Source organism: Bifidobacterium sp. KRGSERBCFTRI, from assembly GCF_025908335.1.
This window is the reverse complement of record NZ_CP109653.1, coordinates 539,886-558,853: the sequence shown is the minus strand read 5'-3', so window position 1 is coordinate 558,853 and position 18,968 is coordinate 539,886. Positions and strand designations below refer to the sequence as shown.

Below are 18,968 nucleotides of genomic sequence, written 5' to 3'. Positions count from 1 at the left end.
GTGGATTGTGGATAACTTTTCCCGCGCGTCAACAAATGCACACGGTCTGGTGTGGATAACCCGGCATGCTGGGCCCGACCTAGAGCGGCTGGTTGCCGTGATGCTTGCCGGTGCGGCTCACGCGGCGTTTGGAGGCGAGCGTCTTCAGGGAGTCCACGAGCACCTCGCGGGTCTGCTCGGGATCGATCATCGCGTCCACCTGGCCGATCTCCATCGACAGATTCGCGTTCACCGTCGTCTCCTCGTACTCGGCGATGTACTTCGCGCGCACCGCTTCGACGTCACGACCGGCGTCCTTGGCTTTCTGCAGGTCCTTGCGATGGATGATGTTCACGGCACCCGCCGCGCCGAGCACGGCGATCTGGCTGGTGGGCCACGCGTAGTTGAGGTCCGCGCCAATCGCCTTGGATCCCATCACGATGTAGGCGCCGCCGTAGGCCTTGCGCATGATCACGGTGACGAGCGGCACCTGCGCGTTCGCATACGCGTAGATCACCTTCGCGCCGCGGCGGATGATGCCGGCGTGCTCCTGCTCGGCGCCCGGTTTGTACCCGGGCGTGTCGACCAGGGTGATGATGGGCAGATTGAACGCGTCGCACAGACGCACGAAGCGCGCCACCTTCTCCGATGAATCGACGTCCAGCGCGCCGGCGTTCACGTTCGGCTGGTTCGCGACGATGCCCACCGGCTGGCCGTCCATGCAGGCGAAACCGACGACGGCGGATTGCGCGAACAGCTCATGCACCTGCACGAACTCGCCGTAGTCGACGAGGCAGCGGATCACGTCGAGCACGTCGTAGGGCTGGCGTTCGTTCCCGGGCACCACGGTGCCGAGCCGTTCGGCGATGTCGCGGTCCGCGCGCGTGGCCATATAGGCGTAGCGCGGGGCCGTCTGCCCGCTGTTGGCCGGCAGATAGGCGAGCACCGTGCGCGCGTAGTCGATTGCATCCGCCTCGTCGGCGCCCAGATAGTGCGCGACGCCAGATTTCACGTTGTGCACGATGCCGCCACCGAGATCGTCCATGCTGATCGACTCGCCGGTGGAGGCCTTGATCACGTCGGGCCCGGTGACGAACATATTCGAGTTCTCCCGGGTCATGATGATCAGGTCGGTCAGCGCCGGGCAATACACGGCGCCGCCGGCGCACGGTCCGAGAATCAATGAGAGCTGCGGCACGAATCCGCTGGCCTCGCAGGTCTTGCGGAAGATGTTGCCGTATTCGGTGAGCGCCGCGACACCCTCCTGAATGCGCGCGCCGCCGGAGTCGATGAGCGCGATGATCGGCACGCGCAGCGCGAGCGCCTGATCCATCAGATGGCAGATCTTGCGACCTTCCGCAACGCCCAGGGAACCACCACGCACCGAGAAGTCCTGTGCGTAGACGGCCACCTTGCGCCCCCAGACCTCGCCGAATCCGGTGATCACGGCGGAACCGGCGACGCCCTTGTTGATGTCACCGCCGCGGAACCGCCCGATCTCCTCGAAGGTTCCGGAGTCGAGCAGCAGGTCGAGGCGTTCACGCGCCGTGAACTTGCCTTTCACATGCTGGCGGTCGCGCGCCCTGTTCTCTGCGTCCCGCGCGAGTTCCGCGGCCTTGGTCACCGCGGGTCGGATCGGCTGGCGCATGGCCCCCTGCGCGTCCGCGCCATTGGCTGCGGCGGCATCGGCGGCTTCGACCGCGGCGAGATTGGCATCGATGCTGTCGATCATGTCACGCCTCCTCGGTGGTGTCGGTGGTGGGATTGGCTGGTTTCGACGTTCCGGCGACCTCCATGGTCAGCAGTGTTTCGCCGGCCTCCACGCCGGTGGCTGGCGAGGCGAAGATCTCCTTCACCGTTCCGTTCGCGGGCGAATACACGTAGTTCTCCATCTTCATGGATTCGAGCACCACGAGCAGGTCGCCCTTCGCCACCTGCTGGCCTTCGCTCACGTTGATGCGCGTGACCAGGGCCTGCATTGGCGCGGAGATGACGCCCGGGCGTTCCGCGGTGCGCGCGTTGCCGCGGTCCACATGGTGCGAGCCCTGGCCCCGCAATGGCTGCGTGGGCCTGCGTTCGCCGTGCGAGCGGGCCGCGCCGGTGAGATTGGCGAACATATCGCTCGGCACATTGAGCACCACGCGCCGATTGTTCATTTCGATCACGAATTGCTCGCTATGGTCGAGTTCGGGTTCCGCCGCCCCTGCGCCGGCATCGAGCGAAGCCGGCTGGCCGCCGTGCACGGTGGCCGGTTCATGGTTCAGGTATTTGCGCTCGAGCCATTTCGTGCTCACGTCGAAACCATGGCCGTGCTCGGCGGTGAACTCGTCGTCGCCGAACACCTGCCGGTACAGTTCGACGGGCGTGGGCACGCCTTCGATGCGCAGCTCGTCGAGTGCGCGCCTCACACGGGCCACGGCGGCCTGGCGGCTATGTGCGGTCACGATGAGCTTGCCCATCATCGAGTCGAACTTCGGCGAGATCGTGTCTCCTTCGACTACGCCGGAATCCACCCGCACGCCGGGTCCCGCTGGCCACTGCACGCGTTCGAGCGTGCCGGAGCTGGGGGTCAGGTTCGTCTTCGGGTCCTCGCTGGTGATGCGCAGTTCGAAACTGTGGCCGCGCGCGGTCGGTTCCGGTGAGACCTTGCCGCCGGCGGCAATCTGCAATTGTTCGCGAACCAAATCGAGTCCGCTCACCTCCTCGCTCACCGTATGCTCGACCTGCAGGCGCGGGTTCACCTCCAGGAAGTACACCTTGCCCGCATCGGTCACCATGAACTCGCAGGTGCCCAGGCCCACATAGTCCACTGCGTCGAACAGCCGGTGCGAATAGGCATGCAGCTGCTCGACCACGTCGTCGCCCAGGAACGGGGCCGGCGCCTCCTCGATGAGCTTCTGGTTGCGGCGCTGCACCGAACAGTCGCGCGTCGAGTACACGGTGAAGTTGCCGTGCGAATCGCGGCCGCATTGGGTCTCCACATGCCTGCCATGGTCGATGAAACGCTCCACGAAGTACTCGTCGAGGTCGCCGCCCTGCACGGCGTTGTGGTTCAGGTAGAAGCCGCGCAGCTCGTCGTCGTCGCGCACGAGCGTGATGCCCCGTCCGCCGCCGCCGTCCGCGCGCTTGAGCATGAGCGGGTAGCCGTGCGTGTGTGCGAAGTCGAGCAGCACGCGCATGTCGCCGAGCGAATGCGAGATGCCCGGCACCGGCGGCACCTTGGCGTACACGGCCACGCGGCGTGCGCTGATCTTGTCTCCCAGATCGGTGAGCGCGCGCGACGACGGGCCGACCCATGTGGCGCCGGCCTCAATCACCTTGTCGGCGAAACTCGGCACTTCGGAGAGGAATCCGTAGCCCGGGTGCACCGCGTCGGCGCCGGAACGCCGGAGAATGTCTATGAGGAGGTCTTCGTTGAGGTAGGTGTCGGCGTAGGTGTCACCCGAGAGCAGGAATGCCTCGTCCGCCATCTTGACATATTGCGAATGGCGGTCCTGCTCGGCGTACACGACCACGGTGGGGATGCCCATTTCACGCGCGGTGCGCACCACACGCAGGGCGATCTCGCCGCGGTTGACGATGAGTAGTTTGGAGACAGTATCGGTCATGGTGCATAACTTTGCTCTCTTTTGAATATTCGCGAAACGTCGCTTTGAACAAATCTGACCGCTCGTTTTTGGTGACCTCTACAAAATGCACACCTGTGTTTGCGTCTAGGATTACGAGCAGCACCCGGGAGCATGCCCGCAAAGCCTTATGATTCCGCCTATTTTGGCAGGTATTGCGCAGGCTGGGCAATCTCACTGCCCGTTGCCGAACCGTAACGTTCCCGTTGCACACTCACAATTTCCATGCGCCACACTGGACACATGCCGGTCACGCACAGAGACGGAAGGAATACTTATGCACGAACTTATGCATAGCGTCACCCGTGTCAATCTCAGGTCGCTCGTCCGCACCCTCGCCCCGTCGCTCATCGTGGCGCTGCTGCTGTGCGGCTCGACGATGGCGGGCAAGATCCCGGTCCCCGGCACGCCCGTGCCGATCACCCTGCAGACCTTCGTGCTCATGACCGCCGCGCTCACCTTGGGTTGGCGTCGCGCCACCGCGGGCACCGTCCTGTACCTGGGGCTGGGTGCCGCCGGCCTTCCCGTGTTCTCGGGCGGCGGCTCCACGCTGTCTCTCATCGGCCCCTCGGGCGGATTCCTCTTCGGATTCGTGCCGTCGGTGATGCTCACCGCCGTGCTTGCGGGCACCGCCAACCGCGCAATCACCTCGTTGCGCACCAAGCACGATATGCACCCGGCACTTGCCGGCGCAGCCCGCTTCATCGCATGCTTCATGGCCTGCGCATTCGGGTTCCTCATTGCCGGCTACGGCTTCGGCGCCGCCTTCCAGTCCACCGTCACCGGCATGCCTCTGGGCATCACCGCCGCCTCCACGCTCGTCTTCGTGCCCGGCGACCTAATCAAGATCGCCGTCGCCTCACTGCTGGCACTGCCGGTACTCGCCTCTGCGGATTCCGCACGCTGACTCGCGCGCTATACCGCGTCGTCAGTCTTCCACTGGCAGCACGCCCACGTCGCCGGTGCGCACCACATGCACTTGGCCGCTGTCGTCGCGCACGCTCAGCGAGGCGTCTTCGTTGATTGCGACCGCCTCGCCCGTCAGCGTCGTGCCATCCGTGCGGTGCACGAGCACCGGCTTGCCTAGTGTCCAGCATTCCTCAGCGATGCGCCTGTGCAGATTCTGCGCGTAACCGGCCGGGTTCTCGCCGAAGTACCACAACCGTTTCGACAGGGCGTTGACGAGTCCGGCGGCGATCATATCGGCCAACTGATCGGCAGGCACGCAGGCCGCGCCGTTGACGCACGAGGCGATCAGCTGCAACGACGTCGACTGCGCGGTGGGCAGCTGGTCGGGGGCGAGATCGAGGTTGAGCCCGACGCCGAAGATGATCGCCACACTGTTCTCGTCACCGGGAATCTGCACCAGCTGCGCGAGTATGCCGCCGAGCTTCATGCCTTGGTAGACGATGTCGTTGGGCCATTTGAGCTGGAGTTCGCTGCGCATGGAGGGGTTGCCCCTGGTGTGGTCGAGCCAATCCATATTCGCCGACATCACGGTCTCGCGAAGGGCGTCGATCACCGACATGCCGGCGATCATCTGCAGCCAGCCATTTACCTGCGGGTCCTTTGCGGTATCGGCGTTCACGATGCAGATCACGGAAGCGATGAACGATTTGCCTGGCACCGAGACCCAGGTGTGGTCGAGTCTGCCCCTGCCCTGCGTCTGCTCGCGCGCCAGTACAATGGTCATGCCATTGCGGTCGAGTCTGCCGTCAGCGACGAGCTGTGCGGCATAGTCATTGGTCGAGGTCACGGTATCCAGCGAAATCACATGCGCCTTCTCACGGGCGCGCCGGTAGTCGCCGTTCAGTTCAGTCGTCATACTTCGATTATTGATGCGGATATGTACGCCGGGTGCATTCCTCTGTGAGCACAGCGCTCAACGCACGCCGGCCTCGCGCATGCGGCCCAGCGCAATCGCCGTGTTGAGCACGAATGCGTCGCGCGGATTCGTGGCATCCCAACCCGTGGTCTCCGCCGCCTTCTTCAGACGGTAGCGCACGGTGTTCGGGTGCACGTTGAGTTCCTTCGCGGTGGCCTCAAGCGAGCCACCGTGCCGCAGGAACGTGGAGACGGTGATGTACGAGGGGTCGTCTTCGTTGTCGCCATGCAACACCAGGTAGACGTTGCGGTAGAGCTCCTCGCGCGCTACCTCGTCGCCGAGCAGTGCGCGCTCGGGCAGCAGTTCGTCGGCGCGCAGCGGCCGCGACTGCGTGCTCAGCGACGGCGCGGCCTGCAGCGAGAACAGTGTTTCACGCACCGCGTGCGAAGCTCCCGGCACGCCTTCCCGGACCGGGCTCAAATACACGGCCTCGGATTGCGCGAAGGCAGGCAACGCTGCCGTGCAGACTATCTCCGGGCTCACCGCCGCCTCCAGCTCGATGCAGGCGATCACGAACCGCCCGTACATACCAAAGATCGCATGCGAGCCGCCGAAATCGCGCACCGCCGAGCTGATCTGCGTGAATGTGGCGCCCATGGAATCCGCCGGCGTTCCCCCGAGCGCGAAGCAACTGAACGAACCCCGCCAGCCGATCAGATTCATCAGCGAGACCACGCGGTCGTCGTCGATCCCGCTGATCAGGCATTCGAACACGAGTCGCATCACGGCATTGTCGTCGATGTCACCGCCGAGCAAATCGAGAATGTCCGCATGTTCGAATTTGGTCATGGTTCCAGTGTACGATTCACGCCCTAAATAGTGGGCTCAATAGCAAGCACCCCGTGCAGAATCTGCACGGGGTGTCTGGACGGCGAACGGATTGGCGTTGCGCCGTAGAGCGCTGATCTGGATCAGATCGAGGCCGGATCGACCGGGATGCCCGGGTTCATCGTGGAGGAGATCGTCGCCTTGGTGATGTAGCGACCCTTCACGGTGGCCGGCTTGAGGCGCTTGACCTCGTCTGCCACGGCGCGGAAGTTCTGGTCGAGGGCTTCGGCGGAGAACGAGAGCTTGCCGAAGAGGAAGCTCAGGTTGCCGTTCTTGTCGACGCGGAAGTCGACCTTGCCGCCCTTGATGTCCTTGATCGCCTTGGTGACGTCCATGGTCACGGTGCCGGTCTTCGGGTTCGGCATGAGGCCACGCGGACCGAGCACACGGCCGAGGCGGCCGACCTTGCCCATCATGTCCGGGGTGGCGACCACGGAATCGAAGTCGAGGAAGCCGTTGGCGACCTTCTCGACGAGATCGTCGTCACCGACGATGTCGGCGCCGGCCTCGAGGGCCTCGGTGGCCTTCGGGCCACGTGCGAACACGAGGACCTTAGCAGTCTTACCGGTGCCGTTCGGCAGGTTGACGGAGCCACGCACGAGCTGGTCGGCCTTGCGCGGGTCGACGTTCAGACGCAGCACGGCTTCGACGGTCTGGTCGAAGTTATAGGCCGGCATGCTCTTGAGCAGGGCGATGGCCTCTTCTGGCGTGTACAGGTTGTTGCGGTCAATGCGCTCGGCCGCTTCACGATACTTCTTGGAGTGCTTAGCCATTTGTCTCTATCCTCTCAGCTCAGTCGTTCACCGTGATGCCCATCGAGCGCGCAGAGCCCTCGATGATCTTCATTGCGGCATCGATGTCACGAGCGGACAGATCGGCCATCTTGGTTTCGGCGATCTCCTTGACCTGGGCCTTGGTGACCGAGCCGACCTTGTCGGTCAGCGGGTTGGAGGCACCCTTGGCGACGCCGGCGGCCTTCTTCAGCAGATCCGAAGCCGGCGGGGTCTTGAGCACGAAGTCGAAGGAACGATCTTCGTACACGGTGATCTCGACTGGGATGACCTGACCCATCTTGTCCTGCGTGGCAGCGTTGTACGCCTTGCAGAAGTCCATGATGTTCACGCCATGGGAACCCAGGACCGGGCCGAGCTTCTGGCCAGGATTGGCCTTGCCAGCCTCGATCTGGAGCTTGATCAGCGCCGAGACTTTCTTCTTTGGAGCCATGTTATGGTTCTTCTTTCTATGACGCGGTAGTGGCGGCGGCCGTATGGCACGCCTTCCGCAATCGATATTTCCTGTGTATGCGAAGTCGCACTCCACACACAACCCCACAATTATGCCACCTATTCCGGACGACTCCCGCATACGCCACGGGCTGCCTGAATAACAGAACGCATCCCGCGTATGGGACGCGGGATGCGTTCGGCAAATGAGTGTGCGTGAGTGTGCGGCGGCGGAGCAGGGCTCAGGCGTCGAGCCGCTGCACCTGATCGAAGCCGAGCTCGACCGGCGTATCGCGGCCGAAGATCGACACGAGCACAGTGAGCTTCTGCGTGGCCGGCTCCACATCGGAAACGACGGCCGACATCGACGTGAATGGGCCATCGGTGACGGTAACCTGATCGCCTACCTTGTAGGAGACCTCGAGCGTGCGCTTCTTGGCGGCAGCCGGCTTGTCACCGGCCTCCTTGAGCGCATGCGAGGCGATCATCGGGGCCATCATCGAGACGACCTCCTTGCGGCTGAGCGGAGCCGGCTCACGGGACGGTCCGACGAAGCCGGTCACGCCTTCGGTCTCGCGCACGATGCGGCGGGCGTTCTCATCGGGGTACATGCGAATGAGCACGTAGCCGGGCACACGCACGCGGGTGACGACCTTCTTGCCCTTCTCGGTGTGCTTCTCCACTTCCTCCATGGGCACCTCGACCTGGAAGATCGTGTCTTCCAAACCGAAGCTCTGCACGCGGGATTCGATGTTGCTCTTCACGCGCTTCTCATACCCGGAGTAGGTGTGCAGCACGTACCACTTGCCTTCGAGCGTGCGCAGCGACTTGGAGAATTCCTTCACGGCCTTGCTTCCGGCGTCTTCCTCCGCCTCTTCCTCGGCTTCGGCCGCGGCCTCGGGAGCTTCGTCGGCGGCTGCTTCCTCGGCATCGGCATGCTGGGTGTCCTCGTCGGCGGTGCCTTCGGAATGGGCGTCGGAATCGACTGCGGCGGAGTCGTCCACCGAATCGGTGAGCGAATCCTCCTGCGCGGCCGCCTGGTCCGACGGCTGCGCGTCGTCGCCGGCGCTCACGGCATCGTAGGCCATGCCTTCGGCGATGTCCTCGCTCTCGGAAGCGGCCTCGACCTGGTCAATCTGCACTTCCTGCGCGTCGGCGGTGTTGTCGTCGGCCGAGACGGCGTCCAAATTGATCGGCAGATCGTCAATGTTTTCCAAGTTCACTTCGTCAGTCATGCGGCTTCACTTTCGTGGGGATTCTTACGTGTTCCTTGAGAACACGGTACTTTCCAGTGTCTACTAACGGCAATACCGTTAGCAATTCTTCATTGCTAACGGTATTGTAGGCGATTTGCGGGATATCGGCTCAGCCGAAGATGAGGAATGAGAGCTTGCCGAGTCCGAAGTCCATTGCGGTGACGAACACCATGAGCAATGCGACGAAGATGAACACGGCGAGCGACCAGTAGAACAGCTGCTTGCGGGTCGGGGTGACCACCTTGCGCAGTTCGTCGATAATCTGCTTGATGAACAGGCCAATGCGCATGAACACATTCGGCTTGATGACTTCCTCACCGTGATCGGTCTTGCGTGCCATACACCCTCCATTGGCTTCATATGAACTTACTCGGGTTCCTTTGCAGGGAAGGCGGGACTCGAACCCACAACCTACGGTTTTGGAGACCGTTGCGCTACCAATTGCGCCACTTCCCTAAGTGTTTCCATCAGCTCGTCGCCGAGCCGGTGAAACCGCCAAGAGGAAATAGTAGCGGATTGCTCCGACGAAGTCCACTCGCGCGTGCCGCCTTTGCCGTTTGCACACATTTTAGGCTGCATGCAAACGGCTCCGGCCACGTCGCTCAGGCCTCGGCCCACTCCTTGAATCGGCGCATGCCCTCGGTAATCTCCTCGTCGGCCACCGCGTAGGAGAAGCGCATGTAACCGGGGGCGCCGAACGCCTCGCCGGGAACGGCCGCCACATGGCCCTCCTCGAGCAATGCCTCGGCAAGCTCGGCGGAGGTGGTGAACGTCGTGCCGTTCGGACCCATCGGTCGGTTCAGCAGCCCCTCGACGTTCGGGAACGCGTAGAACGCGCCCTCCGGCATCGGGCAATGCACGCCGTTGATGTCGTTGAGCGCGGCGACTATGGCCAGCCGGCGCACATTGAACGCATCGCGCATCATGGCCACGGCGTCGAGCGGGCCGCTCACGGCCTCGATGGCGGCACGCTGGGCGATGTTGTTCACATTGGAGGTCATATGCCCCTGCAGCTTGGACGCGGCCTTGGCCACGGCGAGCGGGGCGACCATCCAACCGACACGCCAACCCGGCATCGCGTAGGTCTTGGCCACGCCGTCGAGCACGATCAGCTGTTCGCGAATCTGCGGCACGGCGGCGCCGATGTGCGTGGTCTTCACGCCGTCATAGGTGAGGTGCTCGTAAATCTCGTCGCTGATCACCCAGATGTTGTGGTCGAGTGCCCATTCGGCGATGTCGCGAATCGTCCGCTCGCTCCACACGGCACCGGTCGGGTTATTCGGGCTCGTCACAATGATCGCCTTCGTGCGATCGGTGCGCGCCGCTTCGATATCATCCAGATTCGGCTCGTAGTTCACGTCGGCACCGGCGAACACCTCCACCGGCTTGCCTCCGGCGAGCTTGACCATCTCCGGGTAGCTCGTCCAATACGGCGACGGAATAATCACCTCGTCGCCATCGTTGACGATGAGCTGGAACGCCTCGTACACGGCCTGCTTGCCGCCGTTGGTCACCACCACCTGTTCCGGCTCCACCTCGTAGCCGGAATCACGCAGCGTCTTGCTGGCAATGGCCTGGCGCAGTTCCGGCAGACCCGGTGTGGGCGAGTACTTGTAGTTCGCCGGGTTCACCACAGCCGCCGCCGCAGCCTCCACAATCGCCTCGGGGGTGGCGAAGTTCGGTTCGCCAACACCGAAGCCGATGATGTCAATGCCCTGCGCCTTCATGGCCTTGGCCTTCATGTCGACGGCCAGAGTGGCGCTCGGCGCGACCTTGTCGATGCGGTTGGAAAGTGGGAGTCTCGTCTGATCTGTAGGCATGGCTCCATGCTACTGCCAAACACTAACAACATGCCCCCGGTGCAAGACCGATGCGCCGGCATATGAGACGGCCGCAATGGCCGGAATCTGCCCGCGAGGCACCAGGCCGGCAATCACACGAGCACGAGATTGTCGCGGTGCACGAGCGGGTGCGCATATTCCTCGCCAAGCAGGCGGCGCAGCTGTGCGGTGTTGCGTCCGAGCATATTCGGAATCTCCTCGGAATCGTAACCGGCAAGGCCGCGCGCCAGATGATTGCCCGCCTCGTCGTCGATCCACACCGGGTCGCCGGCGGCGAAATCACCACGCGATTCGAGCACACCCGCAGCAAGCAGACTCGCCCGTCCGCCGCGCACCGCCTTGGCCGCGCCGGAATCGGCCACGAGCACTCCACGCGGATGGGCCGCGAATTTGATCCACAACCTGCGCGCCGAACCGCGTTGCTTCACCGGAGCGAATGCCGTGCCCACCTCATCGCCCATGAGTGCCGGACCGGCGTTGCGGGCGGCGGTGAGCACGGCCGGAATGCCGGAGACGGCGGCCATGCGCGCGGCCTCGAGCTTCGTGACCATACCGCCGGTGCCCACGCCCGACTCTGAACCGCCCACACGCACCTGATCGAGCAGTTCGGTGATGTTCGGCACGAAGCCGATTCTATGGGAGCCCGGTTCGCTTGGGGGTGCGGTGTAGAGCGCGTCGACATCGGTGAGCAGAATCAGCGCGTCGGCACGCACCATGTTCGCGATGAGCGCGGAAAGCCGGTCGTTGTCGCCGAAACGGATCTCGTTGCTGGCAAGCGCATCGTTCTCGTTGACTATCGGCACCACACCGAGTTCGAGCAGCTTGGCCATGGTGCGCCGCGCATTGCGGTACTGCCGTGGCTGCATCGTGTCTTCGGCGGTGATGAGCAGCTGGCCCACGCGAATGCCGTAGCGGCCGAACGCCATCTCGTACTGGGCCATGAGCAGCCCCTGCCCCACCGACGCGGTCGCCTGCTGTGTGGCCACATCGGTGGGGCGCGATTCGAAGCCGAGCGGACCGAAACCCGCGGCGATGGCGCCGGACGAGACGAGCACGATGTTGCCGCCGAGCATGCGCACCTGCGCGATCGCGCCCACCAGCGCATTGAGCTTGTCTACGTCCAAGTGCCCGGACGGCTGCGTGAGCGAGCTCGACCCCACCTTCACCACCACGGTTCGCGCGGCTGCCACCGCCCGGCGTACTTCCTCCTGGGACGGGGTCTGCATAGCTCCACTCACTGTTCTTCTCGGTCCTTCTCGCTGCTGTTTCCTCTACCGTGCCGGATCTCAGTCCAGCTGACGCGACCCGTCAGCGCCGGGCTCATCCTCGTATTCCTCCACCTCGCCACGGCCGAACAACGACTGCTCATCGTGCCTGTCGTCGTCGATCGACGGATCCGCCCAATGCCCTGCGGCGCGCTCGGCCTGCATGGCGGCGCGCACGGCGGCGCGAGCATCCATCATCTCATGGTATTCGCGGCGGCGCTCGGAGTTGGTGCGGCGGCGTTTGCGACCGTCCTCCTCCTCCAAACGCAGGTCCTTGCCACGGGAGCCGAGCTGGGTGCCGTCGAGCATCTCGGCTCCGGCGGCAATCGTCGGATCCCAGTCGAAGGCGACGGCACGCTCCCCGCGACCGATGCGCACCTCGTCGCCGGCATGGGCGCCGTGCTTGCGCAGCGAGTCCTCCACACCGAGCTTGGCGAGACGGTCGGCCAGGTACCCCACGGCCTCGTCGTTGTCGAAGTTCGTCTGCCTCACCCAGCGTTCGGGTTTCACGCCGGTCACGGTGAACCAGAAGTTGCCATGGCCATCGTCTTCGCGTTCGATCTCGAATTCGCGCACCTGCGCATTGCGCCCATTGCGGCGCTGCGTGCCCGGTTCCTCGAGCGGCTTGATCACCACGCGCTCCTCGTCGACGCTCTCCTCGCGCTCGGCAATCTGCGCGCGCATCTCCTTCACGAGCTTGGCCAACGCGAAGTTGAGCTCCTTCAAACCGGCATGCGAGGCCGTGGAGATCTCATAGACCGGCAGATCGAGCTTCTCGAATTCCGGCCGCACGAAATCGGCGAGCTCCTTGGCGTCGGGCACGTCGATCTTGTTGAGGATGATCACGCGCGGGCGTTCGGGAATCGGAATCGCGCCGAGCGGCAGATCGAGGTCGTCCGCGTATTCGCCGAGCTCCTTTTCGAGCGCGTAGTAGTCCGAGAGCGGGTCGCGATCCGGATCGATCGTCACGCAGTCGATCACATGCGCAATGATCTCGGTGCGTTCGATATGCCGCAGAAACGTCAGTCCCAGGCCCTTGCCCTGCGAGGCTCCCGGAATGAGCCCGGGAACGTCGGCGATGGTGTAGCGCATGTCGCCGGCCTGCACGACGCCCAGATTCGGCACGAGCGTGGTGAACGGGTAGTCCGCGATCTTCGGCTTGGCCGCGCTCATCGCAGCGATCAGAGACGACTTGCCCGCCGAGGGAAAGCCCACGAGCGCGACGTCTGCGATCGACTTGAGCTCGAGAATGATGTCGCGTTCGTCGCCCGGTTCGCCGAGCAGCGCAAACCCGGGTGCACGGCGTGTCCTGTTCGCCAGCGCCGCGTTGCCCAGGCCGCCCGCGCCACCCGCCGCCGCGACGTACGTGTCACCGGCATGACGCAGATCGGCAAGCACCGCACCCGGCTTCTTGGGGAAACCCTGCGCGCCGCGCGCCTCGAACACCACAGTGCCCACGGGAACCGGCAGCACGAGATCCGCACCATTCGAGCCGTCTTTCGTGTCCCCCAGACCCATGGTGCCGGAATCCGCCGTGCGATGCGGCATGAAGCGGAAGTCGAGCAGCGACGTGGCATTCTGATCGGCTTTGAGGATCACCGAACCACCCTTGCCGCCATTGCCGCCGTTCGGCCCCGCCAACGGCTTGTATTTCTCGCGGCGGATGCCGGCCGACCCATTGCCGCCGTCGCCGCCTTTCACATGTACGGTCACTCTATCCACAAAATCACTCATAACGCCTCATTCTATCGGTGTGTTTCTATTGCTGCACTGTTCTACAGATTCCGGCGCCGAACCATTTCCATACCGCGTGCCCGTTCTGCAGATTCCCGCGTGCGCATTCGACGACCTCGCCGAAAACACGAAAGCCCCCGCCACAACGGGCGGAGGCTTTCAAAGTGTGCTGTACGCGAATGCGTCACTCGGTGACGACGTCGACGACCTTGCGGTCACGACGCACGCCGAACTGCACGTTGCCGTCAGCCAGAGCGAACAGCGTGTGGTCCTTGCCGACGCCCACGTTCTTGCCGGCGTGGAACTTGGTGCCGCGCTGGCGAACAATGATGTTGCCGGCGACAACCGCTTCGCCGCCGAACTTCTTCACGCCGAGGTATTGAGGATTCGAATCGCGACCGTTACGCGAGCTGGACGCGCCCTTCTTATGTGCCATTGTTGTTCCTTTCGGTACCTGTACCTGCTGTCAGCTTGCTCAGGCGATCGCTGTGATCTTGAGCTGGGTCAGCTTCTGGCGATGGCCCTTGCGGCGGGCAACGCCGGTCTTGTTCTTGAACTTCTGGATGCGGATCTTCGGACCCTTGGCGTCGTCGTTCACGACTTCGGCCTTGACGGAGATCTTTGCCAGATCGGCAGCGGCGATGATGACCTTTTCGCCGTCGACCACGAGCGCAACCGGGAACTCCACGGTTTCGCCATTCTTTGCGTCGAGACGGTTCACGAGGATGGTGTCGCCAACCTCGACCTTTTCCTGATGGCCACCGGCCTTCACAATTGCGTACATATCCGTTCCTTTATTCACTTGGAAAGCTTACTGCCCAGCACGCACGAGCTCACGGCCAGACACCATCAATCAACTATACACACCCCCGCGAACAACGCAACCTTCAACACGCAGATTCCACGGGGCAAGAGAAGACCGGGGCATGGAAGGTGGAAACAGCCCCGGTCGATATAAGGAGAGGAGTCGGGTCTCAACACTAATAGAACCTACTAGTAGAACCTGCTAGAATCGGGAATCAACCACCGTGCCTATCATACGCGCGCTTCCGACCGAACGCCAAGACGCGTGTCCATATGCACAATATTTCGAAATCTGTTGAGAACATTGACCTCAAAGAGGCTTTGCAGCGTATTCGAAACTGAATTACTACGAACATATTACGAAATCTGCGAATTTCTGGACGCCACAAGACATGCTATGTACAGGAAAACGCCACATCGCCGTTGATGCGGGCATTTTCTCTGCTCGTCATTCTACCGGCTCGCTGGGCACCGACATCTGTGCCGGCATGAGTTTCACATTCCCGCACAACCCGTCTACAGCATGTCTTGTCACTGCGGGCATCACATCTTTTGTCAATTGCTCGGCTCCCCGCGGCGAAACGACGAAATCTGCATACCACTTTCGTAATCGGCTCGCAGATTACCGCGCGAATGACGAAACTTCAGTCTTCCTTTCGCCATTCACTCGCCTATGCGCGCAGTGATAACGAAACCGCACGCATGACACGTCTGCAAATCGGCAGATACGCAGATACGAGGAGGGGCGGCCGCGGGAAAACGGTCGCCCCAGAGAGAGAAGGAGATATTATAACAGCCGGTTGGGTAATCGGCCATTACGAATATGTCGGCGGTTCTTTGGAGAAGGGGTGAACCGCCACAACCTCTATTATGCTCCCTTGTGCCGCACGGGCAGGCGTATTCGCCCATGCTTCACAGCTCTTTCACACTTGTTCGCGCTTGCCCGCCCGCGGAACCGGCGCCAGGTTCAGGATTCCTCGGCCGCGTCCTCCACCGTCACCGCGGCGGCGTCATCGGCAGATTGCTCGGCGTCGTCGATCACTTCGCCTTCGACCTGCTCGACGCGTTCGGTGTCGCCAGCGTTGCCTGCAGATTCCGCCGCAGATTCCACGGTGGATTCCACTGCCACGTCGACCTTGGCGGTTTCCTCCGTCGTGTCGGCCGCCGGAGCCTCCACACTCTCCTCGGCCTCCGCGGCCACATTCGCAGCCACCGCCGCGGCGGCAATCTGCGCGAGCTTGGCCTTGACCGCCGCGGACGAGCCCTTCGGCGCATGTACTTCGGGCGTGCCATGCCCGTGCTTGTTCGTGCGCACGAACGGATCGCCGCCCTTCATCGCGTACGGATCGTCGAATTCCGCGGAGATCGTGGGCTCGTCATGCACAATGAACCCGCGTCCCTTGCACTCCGGGCACTCCTCGGAGAACGCCTCGACGAGCCCCTGCCCGATGCGCTTGCGCGTCATCTGCACGAGTCCGAGCGACGTCACCTCGGCCACCTGGTGCTTGGTGCGGTCGCGGGCCAGGCATTCCACCAGACGACGCAGCACGAGGTCGCGGTTCGCCGGCATCACCATATCCACATAGTCGATCATGACCATGCCGCCGATGTCACGCAGGCGCAACTGGCGCGCGATCTCCTCGCTCGCCTCCAGATTGCATCGCGTCACCGTCTCCTCGAGCGACTTGCCCTTGCCGATGAAACGTCCGGTATTCACGTCGATCGTCGTCATTGCCTCGGTGCGGTCGATCACAATGGAGCCGCCACTGGGCAGGTAGACCTGGCGTTCCATGCCCTTGCGCAGCTGCGAGTCGATCTGCCACCTGTCGAACACGTCCTTTCCGCCGTGCTCTTCCGGGTCCCATCTCTCGAGCTTGTTATGCAAATCGGGTGCCATGTGGTCGAGGTACTCCTCGATGCGGTGGTACACGCCGTCGCCTTCCACAATCATCTTGTTGAAGTCGTCGTTGAAAATGTCGCGCACCACGCGAATCGCCACGTCAGGCTCGCCCTGCAGCAGCTTCGGACGCTTGCCGTGCAGGAACTCCTCGCGCTTGCGCTGAATCTCGGCCCACTGGTTGGTCAGCCCCTCGAGATCCTTCGCAATCGCCTCTTCGGACGCTCCCTCGGCCGCGGTGCGAATGATCACGCCCATGTCCTTCGGTGCGATCTTCGAGACGATCGACTTCAGGCGGTTGCGTTCGCGGTCGCTGAGCTTGCGGCTCACGCCGGTCATGCCGCCGGATGGCACGAGCACAAGGAAGCGCCCGGCGAGCGTCACCTGGCTCGTCAGTCGTGCGCCCTTGTGCCCGATCGGGTCTTTCGTCACCTGCACGAGCACGGGATCGCCCGACTTGAATGCGAGTTCGATCCTGCGCGGCTGACCCTCCAAACGCGTGGCGTCCCAGTTCACCTCGCCGGCATACAGCACGCCGTTGCGGGCCTGACCGATGTCCACGAATGCGGCCTCCATGCTCGGCAGCACATTCTGCACACGGCCAAGGTAGATGTTGCCCACGGTGGCGACCTCTTGGATGTCGGAGACGTAATGCTCGACGAGCACGTTGTCTTCGATCACCGAGATCTGCGTATGGCGTCCACGTTCACGCACGACCATGAGCCGGTCCACGTTCTCGCGGCGCGCGAGGAAGTCCTGTTCGAGCAGCTGGTTCTGGCGGCTGCGTTCACGGCGGTTGTCGCGACGGCGCTGCTTCTTCGCCTCGAGACGCGTCGAGCCTTCGACATCGGTGATCTCATCGATGTACTGCTGCTTGCGTGAACGGCGTGGCTGTTCCTCTTCCTCACCGCCCTTCGAGTTGCGGCGACGGCGACGGCGACGCGTCACCGTGCTCTCGTCATTCTCCTCCTCGTCCTCGGCGCGCGAACGGCGACGGGTGCGGGTGCCCTCCTCGTTCTCGGATTCCTCGCGTTCCGCATTCGCGTTCTCCTGCGACTTACGGCGGCGACGGCGACGCGTATGGATGCCGCTCTCCTCGCTGTCGGATTCGTCGCCCGACTTTCCGGTTTCGTCGTCGATAGGCGCATAGACGATGTCGTCGAGCACGAGGTCTTCCTCGATTTGCTCGACTTCGGCGGCCGCGCGGCGCTCCTGCGCGTTCAGTCGGCGATTGCGTGAACGCTTGCGGGAGCGGGTGCTGCCTTCGTTGAGATCGAGATCGTGCAGCGGCTCGTCGTCGGAGCCTTCGTCATTCTCCTCGTCGTGGGTGGAACGCGAACGTGCCGGCAGCACCGGCTCCTGGAACAGCAGGGAGGTCATCGGGCGGCCGGCACGGCGATTGCCGCGCGCGCTGCTTTCCTCCTCGTCGTTCTCCACATCTGCAGATTCATGCTGATCCGCGTCTTCGAGCACCTCACGACGGCTTGTGCGGGAACGGGAGGTGGAACGGGAACGCGAGCGTGAACGGCCGCGGCCGGTCTCGTGGGTCTCGGCATCGTCGTCGAAAGACTCATCTAACGCATCAAGCACGTGCTGGGTGCGGCTCTCATAGCTGTCGTCATTGGTCTGCTCAGATTCGTCGGACACCGTGCGGCGGCTTCGACGCGAATGGGTGCTGCGCGGCTCCTCGGCTTCGTCTGCCTGCGCACGCGAGCGGCGGCGCGTATGAACGGTCGGCTCCTCATCATCGTTCTGTGCCGCGCCCCGGCCCCGGCGCGAACGCGTCGTCGTGGGCTCCTCTGCCTCGTCATTCGTGGTGCGCGTGCTGCGCGACCTGGTGGAGGTGCTGGCACGGCGCGAGCGGCGGCGCGTTGCCGTAGGCTCGTTGGAGTCTCCGGATTCCGCGGATTCCTCCTCGTGGCTGCCCGCAGGAAGCGCCTTGGTCGGCTTGCCGGCTTCGATTGCGGCGCTTGGTTCCTGGAACAGCGGCACGCGGTCGTGCACTTCGAGCTGCATCTGGGCGCCCGCCTCGCCGGCGCCTCTCACCACACGGCGTCCGCGACGGCGGCGTGTGGGGGTGGAATCGTTGGTGGTGTTGGTGGTATCGGTATTGTCGAACTCGGGCGAACCCAAGCCGTTCTCGGTCAAATCGGGCATATGTTCCTCGTGCGGCGCGCTGCAACGGCGTCGCGAATCATGGCTTCGCACGGTGTCACCCCGCCCTCTCACGGCAGTCGCGCTTCGCGCCCATGGAAGCATCCAAAAGTCAAATGGTCGAGGGCGGACACCAGCGTGCGGGGAACCTAAGCGTGTGCGCGCGTGCACGTCGAAATGCATACGCATGCAGTACGGCTCAACCGCGACGGGATCGACGCCATCGATTGCGGAGCGGCGTTGCAGCACCGCTCTCTGCCCAGTATGCCACAAGGTATGCAGATTAAACAATCTGTTCACATCCGTACGGCAATGCGAGAAGATTCCGCCACCATGCGGACGTCATTCACTCTCCCCTCGCGGCCCCACACTACACTCTTCTCCCTCCCCCTCCTCCACGCCTTCCTCTGCGTAAAAAGAGACAGATAGCAGCCACTAGATGTCCCAAATTACGTCTTCTTGCGTAAAAGGGGACA

At 63.4% G+C, this 18,968-nt stretch carries 15 protein-coding genes and 1 tRNA gene; 1 reads left to right on the top strand and 15 read right to left on the bottom strand.

The features are described 5' to 3' along the window. Positions 1-79 precede the first annotated feature (79 nt). Together OGI63_RS02250 and OGI63_RS02245 are read right to left on the bottom strand one after the other, a co-directional pair. The gene (locus tag OGI63_RS02250) at positions 80-1,711 is read right to left on the bottom strand and encodes an acyl-CoA carboxylase subunit beta (RefSeq protein WP_004268447.1); all 1,632 of its coding nucleotides are present in this window, start codon (positions 1,709-1,711) and stop codon (positions 80-82) included. A gap of 1 nt (position 1,712) precedes the next feature. Continuing rightward, complete coding sequence (locus OGI63_RS02245) at positions 1,713-3,587, bottom strand: acetyl/propionyl/methylcrotonyl-CoA carboxylase subunit alpha (protein WP_004268445.1); 1,875 nt, start codon at positions 3,585-3,587, stop codon at positions 1,713-1,715. A 295-nt stretch (positions 3,588-3,882) separates the two neighbouring features. Between OGI63_RS02245 and OGI63_RS02240 the strand changes: the two genes are divergently transcribed. Then, positions 3,883-4,512 (top strand): biotin transporter BioY, encoded by a 630-nt coding sequence (locus OGI63_RS02240; RefSeq protein WP_004268443.1) that lies wholly within the window; start codon positions 3,883-3,885, stop codon positions 4,510-4,512. Between the two features lie 21 nt (positions 4,513-4,533). On the opposite strand, the gene OGI63_RS02235 is transcribed toward OGI63_RS02240, so the two are convergent. From OGI63_RS02235 to OGI63_RS02175, 13 genes are all read right to left on the bottom strand, one after another. Then, positions 4,534-5,430, bottom strand: a complete 897-nt coding sequence (locus tag OGI63_RS02235; RefSeq protein ID WP_004268441.1) for a biotin--[acetyl-CoA-carboxylase] ligase — start codon at positions 5,428-5,430, stop codon at positions 4,534-4,536. Positions 5,431-5,487: 57 nt separating this feature from the next. Next, positions 5,488-6,279, bottom strand: coding sequence for a PucR family transcriptional regulator (locus tag OGI63_RS02230; RefSeq protein ID WP_004268439.1), 792 nt, complete (start codon positions 6,277-6,279; stop codon positions 5,488-5,490). A 122-nt stretch (positions 6,280-6,401) separates the two neighbouring features. Further along, entirely contained in the window at positions 6,402-7,091 is a 690-nt protein-coding gene (gene rplA, locus OGI63_RS02225) for a 50S ribosomal protein L1 (protein ID WP_004268437.1), read from the bottom strand. Between the two features lie 19 nt (positions 7,092-7,110). Next, positions 7,111-7,542, bottom strand: a complete 432-nt coding sequence (rplK, locus tag OGI63_RS02220; RefSeq protein ID WP_004268435.1) for a 50S ribosomal protein L11 — start codon at positions 7,540-7,542, stop codon at positions 7,111-7,113. Between the two features lie 241 nt (positions 7,543-7,783). Beyond that, the gene (gene nusG / locus OGI63_RS02215) at positions 7,784-8,776 is read right to left on the bottom strand and encodes a transcription termination/antitermination protein NusG (RefSeq protein WP_004268433.1); all 993 of its coding nucleotides are present in this window, start codon (positions 8,774-8,776) and stop codon (positions 7,784-7,786) included. Between the two features lie 130 nt (positions 8,777-8,906). Beyond that, positions 8,907-9,137, bottom strand: coding sequence for a preprotein translocase subunit SecE (gene secE, locus OGI63_RS02210; RefSeq protein ID WP_004268431.1), 231 nt, complete (start codon positions 9,135-9,137; stop codon positions 8,907-8,909). 43 nt (positions 9,138-9,180) lie between these two features. Further along, positions 9,181-9,253, bottom strand: a tRNA-Trp gene (locus OGI63_RS02205). A gap of 146 nt (positions 9,254-9,399) precedes the next feature. Beyond that, entirely contained in the window at positions 9,400-10,617 is a 1,218-nt protein-coding gene (locus OGI63_RS02200) for a pyridoxal phosphate-dependent aminotransferase (RefSeq protein ID WP_004268429.1), read from the bottom strand. A 113-nt stretch (positions 10,618-10,730) separates the two neighbouring features. Further along, a complete protein-coding gene (gene proB / locus OGI63_RS02195) occupies positions 10,731-11,864 on the bottom strand; it encodes a glutamate 5-kinase (RefSeq protein WP_004268428.1) in 1,134 nt (377 codons plus the stop codon). A 60-nt stretch (positions 11,865-11,924) separates the two neighbouring features. Continuing rightward, positions 11,925-13,637: a GTPase ObgE gene (gene obgE / locus OGI63_RS02190; RefSeq protein WP_004268427.1), complete on the bottom strand. Its 1,713-nt coding sequence runs from the start codon at positions 13,635-13,637 to the stop codon at positions 11,925-11,927. 184 nt (positions 13,638-13,821) lie between these two features. Next, positions 13,822-14,073, bottom strand: coding sequence for a 50S ribosomal protein L27 (gene rpmA / locus OGI63_RS02185; RefSeq protein ID WP_004268424.1), 252 nt, complete (start codon positions 14,071-14,073; stop codon positions 13,822-13,824). A gap of 39 nt (positions 14,074-14,112) precedes the next feature. Further along, positions 14,113-14,421 (bottom strand): 50S ribosomal protein L21, encoded by a 309-nt coding sequence (gene rplU, locus OGI63_RS02180; RefSeq protein WP_004268422.1) that lies wholly within the window; start codon positions 14,419-14,421, stop codon positions 14,113-14,115. A 987-nt stretch (positions 14,422-15,408) separates the two neighbouring features. Further along, complete coding sequence (locus OGI63_RS02175) at positions 15,409-18,495, bottom strand: Rne/Rng family ribonuclease (RefSeq protein WP_004268419.1); 3,087 nt, start codon at positions 18,493-18,495, stop codon at positions 15,409-15,411. Positions 18,496-18,968: the final 473 nt, after the last annotated feature.

Coding starts and splice junctions, on each gene's coding strand:
- secE (WP_004268431.1), bottom strand. CDS start 9,137: ATGGCACGCAAGACCGATCACGGTGAGGAAGTCATCAAGCCGAATGTG.
- obgE (WP_004268427.1), bottom strand. CDS start 13,637: ATGAGTGATTTTGTGGATAGAGTGACCGTACATGTGAAAGGCGGCGAC.
- rplK (WP_004268435.1), bottom strand. CDS start 7,542: ATGGCTCCAAAGAAGAAAGTCTCGGCGCTGATCAAGCTCCAGATCGAG.
- rpmA (WP_004268424.1), bottom strand. CDS start 14,073: ATGGCACATAAGAAGGGCGCGTCCAGCTCGCGTAACGGTCGCGATTCG.
- OGI63_RS02235 (WP_004268441.1), bottom strand. CDS start 5,430: ATGACGACTGAACTGAACGGCGACTACCGGCGCGCCCGTGAGAAGGCG.
- rplU (WP_004268422.1), bottom strand. CDS start 14,421: ATGTACGCAATTGTGAAGGCCGGTGGCCATCAGGAAAAGGTCGAGGTT.
- OGI63_RS02240 (WP_004268443.1), top strand. CDS start 3,883: ATGCACGAACTTATGCATAGCGTCACCCGTGTCAATCTCAGGTCGCTC.
- OGI63_RS02245 (WP_004268445.1), bottom strand. CDS start 3,587: ATGACCGATACTGTCTCCAAACTACTCATCGTCAACCGCGGCGAGATC.
- rplA (WP_004268437.1), bottom strand. CDS start 7,091: ATGGCTAAGCACTCCAAGAAGTATCGTGAAGCGGCCGAGCGCATTGAC.
- OGI63_RS02230 (WP_004268439.1), bottom strand. CDS start 6,279: ATGACCAAATTCGAACATGCGGACATTCTCGATTTGCTCGGCGGTGAC.
- nusG (WP_004268433.1), bottom strand. CDS start 8,776: ATGACTGACGAAGTGAACTTGGAAAACATTGACGATCTGCCGATCAAT.
- OGI63_RS02200 (WP_004268429.1), bottom strand. CDS start 10,617: ATGCCTACAGATCAGACGAGACTCCCACTTTCCAACCGCATCGACAAG.
- OGI63_RS02175 (WP_004268419.1), bottom strand. CDS start 18,495: ATGCCCGATTTGACCGAGAACGGCTTGGGTTCGCCCGAGTTCGACAAT.
- OGI63_RS02250 (WP_004268447.1), bottom strand. CDS start 1,711: ATGATCGACAGCATCGATGCCAATCTCGCCGCGGTCGAAGCCGCCGAT.
- proB (WP_004268428.1), bottom strand. CDS start 11,864: ATGCAGACCCCGTCCCAGGAGGAAGTACGCCGGGCGGTGGCAGCCGCG.